At 38.3% G+C, this 13,338-nt stretch carries 6 protein-coding genes; all 6 read left to right on the forward strand.

Annotated features, from left to right (window positions below; all coding sequences use genetic code 11):
* The first annotated feature begins 372 nt into the window (after nt 1-372).
* A complete protein-coding gene (locus ACJVDK_RS01240; RefSeq protein WP_443938504.1) occupies nt 373-2,664 on the forward strand; it encodes a LamG domain-containing protein in 2,292 nt (763 codons plus the stop codon).
* Nucleotides 2,665-2,991: 327 nt separating this feature from the next.
* Entirely contained in the window at nt 2,992-6,108 is a 3,117-nt protein-coding gene (locus tag ACJVDK_RS01245; protein WP_443938505.1) for a SusC/RagA family TonB-linked outer membrane protein, read from the forward strand.
* A 5-nt stretch (nt 6,109-6,113) separates the two neighbouring features.
* A complete protein-coding gene (locus ACJVDK_RS01250; RefSeq protein ID WP_443938506.1) occupies nt 6,114-7,643 on the forward strand; it encodes a RagB/SusD family nutrient uptake outer membrane protein in 1,530 nt (509 codons plus the stop codon).
* Nucleotides 7,644-7,716: 73 nt separating this feature from the next.
* Nucleotides 7,717-8,787: a glycoside hydrolase family protein gene (locus tag ACJVDK_RS01255; RefSeq protein ID WP_443938507.1), complete on the forward strand. Its 1,071-nt coding sequence runs from the start codon at nt 7,717-7,719 to the stop codon at nt 8,785-8,787.
* Between the two features lie 13 nt (nt 8,788-8,800).
* Nucleotides 8,801-10,672 carry a hypothetical protein gene (locus tag ACJVDK_RS01260; protein ID WP_443938508.1) on the forward strand — a complete coding sequence of 624 codons (1,872 nt, stop codon included), beginning with the start codon at nt 8,801-8,803 and terminating at the stop codon, nt 10,670-10,672.
* A gap of 86 nt (nt 10,673-10,758) precedes the next feature.
* A complete protein-coding gene (locus ACJVDK_RS01265; protein ID WP_443938509.1) occupies nt 10,759-13,329 on the forward strand; it encodes a chitobiase/beta-hexosaminidase C-terminal domain-containing protein in 2,571 nt (856 codons plus the stop codon).
* Nucleotides 13,330-13,338: the final 9 nt, after the last annotated feature.

The raw sequence follows: 13,338 nt of genomic DNA on the forward strand, positions 1-13,338 counted from the left end.
GTTTTTTTTACTTTTTTATCAGTATAGCGCGACAATTTTTTACGACTCTAATGTTTTGATGAAAAATAAAGCATACCGAAAATCAAAATTTTTCGCCCCGATAAAAGCATACATAATTTTTGAACTCGTGTAGTTAAAGCATATATTGCAGGTAGAATTATGGATTTCTTTGCTCCAATTATCCAAAACAACTCTTCCAATTTAGGGAAAAGAAGACAACAGACATTCCTTAATGTAGTGTGTTTTTTGCTTTGCATCCTGATTTTTAATGGAATAAAATCTTTTGGACAATATAATCCCAATCCGATTCGAGATGTTTATTTAGATGAAGGAATTTTTCCGACAACGCTGAAACGAAGTTTTTCTCTCCAGATGTTGATCGAAAAAAAGTATAAAGCATTTGTTATCGATCAAGAATCTACCTTAACGGTTAGTGACCTAAGTTTTTTAAAATCGTATTTGGCTAACAAATCAGCGGATGAAATGCTTGCTTTTATTGTTACAGGCTCTAAAGAGCAAGTCTCTTTACTACGAACGGCCTGTGGTAATAGTTTGATTTCACTGCAAGTGGATGAGCTTGTTAAAATTGCCGAAATCAAAAAACTACATAAACGGGTAATTCTTTTGGAAGCAGATTCAAAAAGTCCGCAAGCCATTGATAGGTGGATAACCTATGTTCAACTTGACTCGGCATTTAAAGCTAGGGGAGAAGTTAACTTTGCTAAAAACAGTCCATCTAATCGCTTCACGTTTTTTGAGTTCGATGCCCATCCCTCTGCGCAGGTGTTAGAATCTGCTGTAACAGGCGTAAAAGATGCCATGCATTTTTATTTAAAGAAGACGGGTAAATACCCTAATTTCATCTTGACTGAAAATCCAGCTGCGGTAGAAGAATATGCCAAAACACTTCCCTTAACCGTAAAAGTTGTCACTTTTGATGAAAATCATCAGCCTATTCAAAATGTGCGCTGGTATGGTTTTCCCGGACTTAAAACCTATGGTATTGCCTATTTAAGTTCGCCGAATATCAAATATTATAAAAATGTAAATCGGTATTTGGGTAAGCTAAATGCATCGCCTGTAAAAGAAGGATACGAGTTTTTTCCGGTGCTGTTTACCTTTAATGCCAGAACATATCAAAATTTAAAAGCGTTTAAATCGACAAAAATGCCCATCCAGCAAAATTTGTTGTTTTATTTGCCTTTTAGGTCTGAAAGTTTACCAGTTGATCTGGAGCTGCTGAATAAAGATATCGCCATTGGATCAGATGCTGCAGGGAATTACGCCAAGTTTAATGGTAAAACCAATAACCTCTATTTCAAAATCCCTAAATATATTGATAGCATTACTGCTTTGTCCATTTCCTTTTGGCTAAAACCCGACGCCATTGACCGGAATTATGCAATTTTAGCATCGAATGATAATTATGTAGTCAAAATCCGAAAAGGATATTTATGCTTAACAATTCCGGGTGGAGAGGACGTTTTAAGTTCGAAACTTAGTCTTCAAAAAGGAGAATGGCAACATTTAGCCCTCACCATTTCAAATGGAGAAGACATAAAGTTTTATAAGAACGGGACCTTAATTGAAACAAAATCTATTCGTTATTTTAATCTTAAACCTTCTGCACACTTTTTAGTGGGATACGACCAATGGGAAGAGTTTTTAGAAGGCGGCTTGAAAGAGCTTGCTTTTTGGAATCGGGCTTTAAGTGAAGCGGAGGTAAAACAAGTATTCAATTCAGGTTTTGTGAAGGAGGAAAAGCACACAGCTTTGATATGGATGGCTGTTGTCTTTTGTTTAGGGATAGGAGCTGGACTATATTTTTATGTCATTAAGCGCAAAAGGAAAGTAAAATCTGTTGTTTCTAAAGCTCCAAGTATAGAAACACCTTTGGCTACGGCCGATATTTCATTCAAAAAGACCGTTGATAGTCATCTTCAATGCTTTGGTAGTTTTCAATTTGTTGATAAAGAAGGAAACGAACTATTTCATCAGCTATCGTTAAAGAAAAAAGCATTTTTGTTTGTGATTTTGTACCATACGATTAAAAATGGAGGCATTTCACCTACCGATTTATCGGATATTGTTTGGCCGGGTTATAGTGCGGTAAGTGCAAAAAATGTACGTAGTACCTATCTCCAAAATATTCGAAGTACAATACCTGAGGATTATTTAAAAGTAAATTATAGTAATAAATTATGGTCAATAGAATTGAATAGTTCTATTAACTGCGATTTAAAGGAGTATATGAAAGTAGGTTTGGCTTTAAAGACAGCGCTTTCAACGCAAGCAGCTCCAGATTTTCCGCTTATTGAAAGCTATTTGAAAATAATTGGTAATGGTCCCTTGGCGGCTAACATTCACTCCGAAATTGTGGATAAGTTTAAAAGCAGCGTTGATGTTGAAATAATCGATTCCTTGGAATCAATTTTGAAACACCATTCAGCTGTTCTTTCAGATGATTTGCTTCTCGCCATTGCGGGTACCCTTCATTTATTTGATCCGCTACATGAAGATGTCTTGATTTTAAGAATTTCAAAAACGGCCGTTAAACATAAGGGAAAGGCATCCATCATTTTAAAACAATTCTGCAGTGAATGGAAATTGGCTTACGGCACGGCGTATGTTATTCCTGCAGAAATTGAAGACATGTTGAAATAGCCGCTTAGTGTTGATGCTTCTGAACAATTCAGAATCAACAGAAGGTAAATGAAACAAAAATACACTCATTTTTTGTGCAAAAAAGCAAATTAAATTGGTTTACGCGGATTCAAAACCGATAATGCACTTCTTTAGTGAACAGTTTTTTACGTTGGTGGATGATGGTTTATTAATTATTTAATTTTGATTTTTTAATGATTAGTTCACAATTGTCTATTTTTTTTTGTGAATTACCCCTTTATGTACCCTTTTTTTTACTCTGTATACCTCTAGGTTTACAGTAAATCTTTACAAATCAAGTTAACTAACCAAACGACAATTGATTTTATGAATAGAATAATTTACTTCAGGTTTATTATGGTACTGGCGCTATTAAGTTTTAATACTGCTTTTGCCCAGTCTATAATTAGTGGTAAAGTATCGGATGATTCCGGTAAACCACTTCCAGGTGCTTCTGTATTAATAGAGGGTACAAAAATCGGTACCATAACAGATAACAATGGGCAATACTCTTTAAAGGTAACAGATACCAAGAAAAATTTAATCGTGAGCTTTATTGGCTTGCAATCGCAAACCATTGCCGTTAATGGTCGAACTACCATTAATGTAAGCTTAAAGGAAAGCAGTAATTACTTGGATGAAGCCGTAGTTATCGGTTATGGAACGGTAAAACGGTCAGATTTGACTGGCTCCGTTGCACAAGTAAAAACACAATTGGTTGAACAGCGAGCGGTGAATTCGCCTGAGGAGTTATTACAGGGTACTACGCCAGGTGTTCAAATTACCCGTACAGGTGGAGCTCCGGGCTCAAATGTTGATGTAACCATCCGCGGTGGAAACTCATTAAATGGTTCCAATCAACCCTTATACATTGTAGATGGTTTTGAGATGAACAGCTCTGATTCGTTTTACAGTCAATCAGAACCATCGGGCTCTACGCCAGCACCAAGCGGTTTGGCAATGATTAATCCCAACGATATCGAATCGATTGATGTTTTAAAAGATGCATCTGCTACCGCTATTTATGGAGCACGTGGTGCAAACGGTGTGATTATTATCACCACCAAAAAAGGAAAAGCGGGCAAAGCGATTATTCAAGTAGATTACGGAGGTACGGTATCTGCTTTACCGCAGAAAATAGGCGTTTTAGACTCAAAACAATGGGTTCAGCTTTACGATGAAGCTGCAGTGAACGATGGTCGTGCAACGATTTATGGTAATCCGGCAGACCTTGCTTCTTACGATAAATACACTAACAATGTTAATTGGCAAGATGAAATTTATAGAACAGCAAAGGGACATGATTTAAACTTGGCAGTGCGCGGGGGTACAGATGCTTTTAAGTATTCGTTTGCAGGAAATTACAATTTGAACGAAGGGTTAATTACCAAATCGGACCAGGAAAAAATTTCGATCAGAAGTAATATCGATGTAAAAGCAACAAGCTTTTTAAACGTAGGGATGAACGGATATTTTGCCAATACAAAATCAAATTTAGTACCCTACTCAAACAATGGTTACAATGGATTTTTCTCGCCCGTAATGATGGCTGTGCAATATAGAGCTTATGATTTAGCCTGGGATGATGATTTAAATACCAATTCGGGAGATTTTGTAAACGATGGTACAGCACCTTATAATCCGCTAACCCAAATTGTGAATACCACCGATGAAATGCGATTGAATTATGCCCAATCAAATTTTTATGCCAACCTTCAGCTTACAAGCTGGTTGAAGTTTAAGTCTACTTTTGGATTTAACTATTCTGATGGTTTACGTAACTCTTTTTGGGGAGTAGGCACACAACAAGGTGATTTGCAAAACAACATCGTTTCGAGAGCACAAACCAATAATTTCGATTACATAAACGAGAATACGTTGAATTTTGAAAAAACATTTAATGGTTTACATGCAATTTCGGCAGTGGTTGGTCAATCTTCACACCGTTGGATCAGAAAAACATTTTTAGCACGTGCATCGGGATTTGATATCACTTCATTAGGATACGAAAGTTTCCAAGGAGCTACCGTTGTAGAAGTTCCAGAAACTACACATACAGAATGGGGATTGTCATCGTTCTACGGTCGTTTTAATTACACCTATAATAATCGTTATTTATTTACATTCACCGGTCGTTACGATGGTTCATCGCGCTTCGCACCCGGAAATAAATGGTCGTTTTTCCCTTCAGCAGCATTTGCTTGGAAAATTAGTGAAGAAAATTTCTTAAAAAACTCAAAAGCTGTGTCTAACCTTAAACTTCGTACCAGTTACGGAACCAGTGGTAGTCAGGCAATTGGCGTATTAAGCACCATCGCAACCTTACAAAGAGGCTATAGATATCCTGTTAGCAACACCTTTTTACCGGGCGTTAGTTCCTCAACGTATTTATTCAATGAAGATTTACGTTGGGAAACTACCGTTCAGGGAGACATTGGTTTAGATGCTGGTTTCTTCGATAATCGATTAAATGTAACTCTCGATTTTTATCAAAAAACAACCAAAGATTTATTGTTAGATAAGAATTTTCCAATTTCAAGCGGCTTTACAACGACCACTGTAAATGGCGGAAAAGTTAGAAACAGAGGTTGGGAGCTAGGAATAAACGGCGATGCAATTAGAAAGAAAGATGTAAAGTGGAACATCGGACTATCGCTTTCTCAAAACAAATCGAAAATTTTAGATTTAGACGGAGCTGATTATCTGTATGGTGAGGCTATTGCAAACATTCAAGGTGGTTACCCGAATATCTCGTATTTAAACGGTACCGTAGGTCAGTTTTATGGGTATAAAACAAATGGAATTTACCAAACAGCAGCCGAGGTAGTTAATGCCCCAACGAAAGGTGGTATTGCACCAAAGGCTGGTGATATTAATTATGTAGATATCAATTCGGATGGCGTAATCAACGAAAATGATAAAGTTATTATCGGCAATCCACAGCCTACTTTGTTGTATGGTTTAACAACCTCTTTTGATTACAAGGGATTAAACATCAACATGGTATTCAATGGCTCAATAGGGAATGATGTATTAAACCTAAACAATGTTGTTTGGGAAGGAATGAATATTTGGGATGGTAGATACAATCAAACACAGAGAGCCTACGAGGGCAGATGGGTGCCGGGCAGTACAGATGCCATGTATCCGCGTGCCAGCTTAACTACGGTTCGTCAAGATTTCTTAGACCGGTATGTAGAAAACGGCGCGTTTTTTAGAATGCAAAATGTATCGGTTTCATATACCTGGAAACCTAAAAACATGAAGGTTTTGAATTCAATCAGACCATTCGTTTCAGCCTCGAACCTATTTGTTATCACCAGCTATTCAGGTTACGACCCAGAAATTAGAGGGAAAAATACGGCCCTTTCTCCGGGGATCGATTTGGGTTCATACCCGCTACCTCGTACGTTTAAATTTGGTGTAAGTGTTATTTTAAACTAATTGTCATGTTAAAGAAAATTTCATTTTTGTTATTGTCGGTAGTAGTACTTTCCTGCAGTAAAACGTTAGAAGAAAAACCGTATTCTTCGCTAACCGTAGATTCATTTTTTAATAATTATAATGAAGCAAACCAAGCGGTAATTGGCGTTTATTCGCTACTGCCAAACACCAATTATTATAAGCGCGCTTTTACCAATGTGATAGGTTTTACTTCAGATGATTCTTACCATACTGGAGCCGCTTTTACAGCCTTTGATAACGGCAGTTTGGAGCCTACAAATGCCTTGGTTGCAAGTTTGTGGAATACGGTATTCAGTTTACACGGCAAGGCAAACTTTACCGTAGCTGCCTTAAACAATACCGAGAAACTGAGTGCAAATGATAAAAATACCATGTTGGCACGTGTGCGTTTTGCACGCGCATTAAATTTATACAATGCCGTGCGTATTTGGGGCGATATTCCTTTAGTGAAAGAATACAGCGTTTCAGAAGAAAATATGTATCCGGCACGCGCACCAAAAGCACAGGTTTATGCATTCATTGAAGAGGATTTAAAATTCGCAGCAAGCATTTTACCACAAACCGTAACCGAGTATGGTTTTCCTACAAAAGGGGCTGCCTTGGGCCTTTTAGGAAAAGTTTATTTATCAGAAGAAAAATGGGCGGATGCCAATACAACTTTAGATCAAGTAATCGGTTTAAAAATTTATTCGCTTTTACCGGTTTATACCGATGTTTTTGATATCACTAAAGAAAATAATGCAGAAGAGTTATTCTCCATTCAGTTTAAGAAAGATTTGCAGGAATCGGCCGAAAATTCAGGGGGTAGTTTGTTGCCTTTTTGGTTTTTACCTGTAAATAGTACCTTAGGCTATACCGCGGATGGATCACAAACCCCAGGACAAATGCGTGTAGAACACGCTACCTACGATCGTTTTACTACAGGCGATTATGCAGGTACTGATAGCCGTAAACTATTCATCACAAGTTATACTCTAAGCACTACCGGAGCACTTTCAAGAAGATATCCACTTATTACGACAGTAGCTGCGCTTGGTCCGGCATATAGTAAATATAGAGACCCGTCTAATAATTTAGAACGTAATTACGATAACAACTTGTACATTTTGCGTTATGCGGATATTTTATTGATGAAAGCTGAAGCAGAAAACGAATTAAATGGCCCAACAACGGCAGCGTATGCAGCATTTAACCTGGTTCGTTCTCGGTCGAACACCAAAGCATTAGCAACAGGTTTAACCAAAGATACTTTTCGTGATGCCGTTTCAAGAGAGCGTGGCATTGAGTTTTTTGGCGAATTTCAATCGTGGTTTGATCAAACCCGTATGAAACGTAATGGAATTTCTTACTACAGATATTATAAAGAGTTAATCGTATCAACGGGTAAATTCAAAAACGGGACAGAAGTTAACTACGCGGCTTACTATCCAAAATTAGAGTTAATGCCTATTCCGGCATCCGAAATTGCGATTAATAAAAACATTACGGCGGCAAATCAAAACCCAGGGTATTAAGTAGTAGGTATTGAGTGTCAAGTATTAATTAACTAACATCTAACTACTAAATACGCATCCATCAAAGGTAAATATGAGATTAGAAAAGATCTGGATAATTGGGAGTATGTTGGCTATGCTGCTTGGCTCTTGTGCTACAAAAAAGCACCAAAAGCCACAAGCAGATTTAGATTTAAGTGCCCTTATACAACCAGTACCATTGTATAGTGTGTTAAAACACGATGATTATTGGGTTTGGGGATCTTCCATGGTAAGAACGAATGACGGATTGTGCCATCTGTTTTACAGCAGATGGCCAAAATCCGGCCCTTTTAGCGATTGGCTTTTGCATTCAGAAATTGCGTATGCGGTATCCAAGAATCCTGAAGGCCCTTATACGTTTAAAAAGGTCGTGCTGAGCGATAAGGCTGGTGGCGCATGGATAAAAGGAATGGCTCATAACCCGCATGTCCACAAATTTGGCGATAACTATTACTTGTATTTTATTTCGACCGATTTAAAAAACACCGATATAACGAAAAGGATTAATATCACCGCCTCACAACGAATAGGAGTGGCGGTGGCCGATAGCCCTGATGGCGAATGGAAAGTGGTAGAAAAACCAATAGTCGATTTGCAAGCGGGTAAACCTGCTAACGGTTATGTCACCAATCCATCAATATGTCAACGTCCAGATGGAAGTTATTTGATGATTTTTAAATCGCGACCAGCAAATTGGAAAGCGTCTGATAAGTTTACCGCCATTCAATGTTTAGCTACGGCACCAACACCAACGGGTCCTTTTACCATTTTGGATAAAACAGTGTTATCAGATGCCACTGCCGAAGATCCCTTTATGTGGTTCCAAAACAATAAATATTACGCGATAGCGGATGATCAGTACGGTGATTATTTGCCAAATGGACATGGCCTGGTTTTATTCGAGTCGAATGATGCGAATACCTGGAAAGTAGCTGCACATGCGTTGGTATCGTATCCTAAAATTCAGTGGGCGAATCATTCCACCACAGAATTAAAACATTTGGAACGACCTCAATTGTATTTTGATGCACAAGGAAATCCATCGATACTGTTTTGCGCAGCCATGGATGCCGATGGTAAACAAAGTTATAATGTACATATCCCTTTACAAACACAGAAATAATATTTTGAACAATATGAGAGGCTTTAAAATACTTGTTTTGGTATGCTTATGGATTCCAGCATCGCTTTCAGCTCAAATACCCGCTTGGATGACGGAGGTAACGGGCTATGAGCAACCAGAATGGTTTAACAGTCAGCGGGTACAAATACATTCAAGAGTAAGTAGATATTTCAAAGATCCGGACAACGCACTTTATGCTCATTGGGCGAAAAACGTAGTAAAAGCACTTGGAGCCAATACATTTACGCGGCACATTAAAACCGATGAGTCGCCTTTGTATTGGAAAAGCGCCTGGGGAAATTGGGCGCCTATTGCCAATTCACGCAATATTATTCAGGAAGCAATTAAGGAAGCCCACCAAAACAATACGCACATGATTGGCTATTACAATCATTATACCGATAGTTACATACGCGATAAATACCCTTCATATAGATGTAAAGATGTGACAGGGAAGGATGTAGTTAAAAAAGGTAGGGGAACCATGCTGTGCTTTAATTCGCCTTACACCGATAGTGTAGCTATACGTTTGATCGAATTTGCAAAAATGGGAGGTGATGGAATTTATTTCGATGAAATTCACATGCCACGGGAAGGCTGCTGGTGCGAAAATTGTAAAACCAAATTTAAAGCACAAACTGGTCATGATGCCCCAACAACGATCGATGTAAACAGCACGTTGTATAAAAAATACCAAGACTTTAATAATCAATCTATTCTTGAAGCTTTTAATTTTTGGCGAGAGAAGTTAAAGGAGGTTAATCCAAACTTGGTGATGATTATTGGTAGCAATACCCTTCCGCGTTTAGATCAAAGACATTTAAATACCGATTTATTTCGCCTGGCCAATGCGCATAAAACCGAATGGGATATTCCGGTTCGGACTTTAACCAACATGCCTGCTGGAATTGCAGTTCCTAATAAATCGGTATGGCGTGGATTAGGCTATACTTTTGACCGCGATATTGCTGATGGCCGGCCTGCGCACATTTGGGTACCCGGAATGAGTTTTGTTCCCGCCAATCAAGTATTAGCAGCAACGGCTGGATTAATTTCATTTGGGCATATTGCAAATCTCGATATATTCGAAAATCTGGCGCCCGATTTAGACTTTGTTCCGGCGATAAAATATGGCAATACTGTTGGTTCGGCCATGATACAGGCAAAACCGCTTCGTTGGATGCTTGTGCATTATAGCGATGCGGCATTGGAAGAATATGTCGGCACCAACCGCGTCCCTCTATGGAAAAAATTTCTATCCAACTTATACGGAGGATACTACGTTGCTCAGGAACAAAAATATCCTGTTGGAATCATTACCGATTCGCAAATAGAACAAGGCTTATTTCAAGGGGCGAACGTGTTGTTTTTGCCAAATAGGGAGGGTATATCTCCTGCCATGCAGCGTAAAATAAACGAATTTAAAGCAGCCGGAGGAACGGTGATTGAAGCAAATGAAAATTGGAAATGGTATGCTGCAGGTGCTCCATTTGATCAAGCAAACCAAGCATTAAATGAAGTTTTATCCTCGGTAAAAGCACGTCCGCTCATGGAATCTACTGCTGGCTCGGGCTTTTATTACGCCAATTATTTCAGCAAAAAGAATGGAAATAATACGGTATTACTGGCCGCTTACAGCAACGATTTAAACTGGATTGTAACACCTCATTCCAAGGCAGAAGCCGATGAATTAGTACCTGCATGTGTGCAGCCACAGGCGATAAAAAACATCATTTTAACGGTTCTTCGTGCTGAAAAACCGCTTTCTGTTAAAAGGGTAGAAACGGGCGAAAACCTGAAGTACCAATTGGAAAAAGGGAAATTAAAGGTACAAGTGCCTGCTTTTCAAGAAGGAAGTTTAATCGAAATTACCTATTCAAAATAATAAGCAAAATAGAAATGGTATTCCATCTAAAAAGGAAACCAAAAAGACATAAAAGATAGATTTTAAAGAAAAGAAGGAAGATGCAAATGAAAAGAATCTTTATAGCAAGCGCAATGATGTGCCTAACCGTAAGTCAGGTATGGGCGCAATTGCCCAAAACTAAAGCGGATGAAAAAAAAGAGGCATTTAGTTATTTTAAAATTAGTAAAGATCAATTAGGATTTAAAGATTGCCCTGAAGCAACTGGCGTAACCAATGGAGGTATATTTTCAAATGCACACCTTGCAATTGAATTTTTAGCAGGAAAAGGGCTTCAATCGGCAACGAATAGAGTGGTGCTTCCAGAAAAAGGATATTTACCGATCATAGGCTATACGTTAGTTAGAGATGGTATTGAGTACAAAATGGAAGCATTTTCGGTGCCGAAAGATTTTAAACCACAAAATAATCTGATTAGCTACATTAGCTGGAGAGTAACCAATAGAACAAAAAAAGCAGCAAAAGCTTCATTGGGCTTTAAGTTGACATCGTTTTTTCCGAATGACACAAAAAATCCCCTGCGCGATAACTTGTATAGTACCGAATGGTATACCAAGCAATTCATGAACGAGGATGCCTATCTGAAAAATGTAAGCCAAATAAAAACAGTTAATCATAACCTGTATATCGGGAATCATTTGGTCTTGAATCTTCCTCAAAATGTGGAGTTGAAAAATTCGGGTTCAGATAAAAAACAATGGTCAGGTACAGTCGATTTAGCGGCAGGCGAGTCGAAAGTAATCAGCTATAAAATGCCTTTTATTCCAATTGAAAGCTCAAATGCAGCTATTCAAGATGTGGAGCAAAAGGTAGATTTAGCCAGTTTGAAACAAAAGTTAACGACTTTTTGGGATAATGAACTGAATCAAGTAAATAAGTTTGTAGTTCCAGAAGAAAAAGTGATGAATATGTATCGCGGTTCGTATGTAAACATGCTCAATGCACGCGATATTATGGAAGATGGCGTAGGCATTATTCAACGTTGCAACGAGTATCAATACGATTATTTTTATGTACGCGATAATGCCTATTTTACACGTGTGTACGATATGTTAGGCCGTTTTGAAGAAGCTGGAAAAATTATTCAACCGTATTTTATCAAGGATATCGAAGGAAACGATCTTCAATTTCAACAACGTACCGGGATTTATAAAAAATTGTGCTTCGATTATTGGGGACAGGTGCTGTGGGCATTTGGTTCACACATTAAACAAACAGGAGATACCGCTTTATTGAAACGTGTGTACAAGCTTTTGCCAAATCACATTCAAGATTATGAAAGCATGGTAGAGCTGGATAGTAGAGGTTTATGGCCTAAAACTTGGCCGTATGATAATGAACACATTACGGGACATTATACCGGGCATAATTTCTGGGTAATCTTAGGTTTGCGCAATGCGATTTACATGGCTAACTTAATGGGAAACAAAAAGGACGTGAAAGAATGGACCGAAATGTACGACAAGTTTAGCGCGAACTTTAAAAAAGAACTGGATCAAATAACCAGTAAAACAGGTGGTTACATCCCGCCAGGAATGGATAACCCGGTAGATGGATTTGATTGGGACAATGCCTCAGCTGGACTTTATCCTTTCGAAGTAATTGATAAGAAAGATCCATCTGTTCGTACTACCCTAGAAATGGTTCGTAATTATAACTTCCAAGAAGGAATTAGTACCTATGAGGGCTGTAATGCGCTAGTGGCAAAACAAAAAGTGCTAAATAACGAACCAATGCCCTGGAGAGGATTACACCACTACGAAACGTTCTACGTGTCTAATGGAAACTTGATTTTAGACGAGCAACAAAAATGTATCGAAGATCTTTACAGCATTTTGGTGCATACCAGCAGTACAAATGGAGGTTTTGAGTGGAGACCTACACCCTGGGGAAATAGAGATTTTGAGCACAATAAAACGCCACATGGCTGGTTAGCAGCTCGTTATATTGAGTATTTGCGCAACATGTTGGTGCGCGAAGAAGGAAACGATGTTCATTTATTATCGGCTATTTCTCCGGAATGGGCAAAAAGAAACGATGAAATTCGAGTGAACGAAGCACCAACGTATTACGGTAATGTGTCATACACCGTGCAGTTTTCAAAAAACACATTGGTGATGAAAATGGCAAATAAGCTAAGCATGAATGGTGGAAAAGTATTCGTACACATTCCATGGTTTATCCGCGCAAACGATATTAAAGTAGATGGAAAAACAGTTCAAGCCCTTGACAATACGCTTGAAATAGCGCCAGATACAAAAGAAATTGTAATTACGTGGAATGATGCAACACGCCCGGAACATCTTAACTTTGCTACAGCTTTAAACTATTATTTGGATAAGTTTTACGATAAATCAGCAACAGCAAATTATACCTCGCTGTTTCCTAAATTAGCTGCGCCAGGTTACATCAAAGGAAAAAATCCGAAAGAAGTAACGTTGTTTAGTCCAGATAATTATGCGCCTATTTATTATACAACAGATGGTAGCGAACCAAGTAAAAGTTCTAAAGTATACCAAAAACCAGTTATCCTTTCAGGTAATATGGTGCTAAAGGCGGTTTGCATTGATAAGGATGGAAGGGTTAGCGATAGCAGAACCATTTCTTTAAATAACTAATTTTTGAAA

The sequence above is a fragment of the Pedobacter paludisoli genome (assembly GCF_052344095.1).
In the GTDB taxonomy this organism is placed as follows: Bacteria; Bacteroidota; Bacteroidia; order Sphingobacteriales; family Sphingobacteriaceae; genus Pedobacter.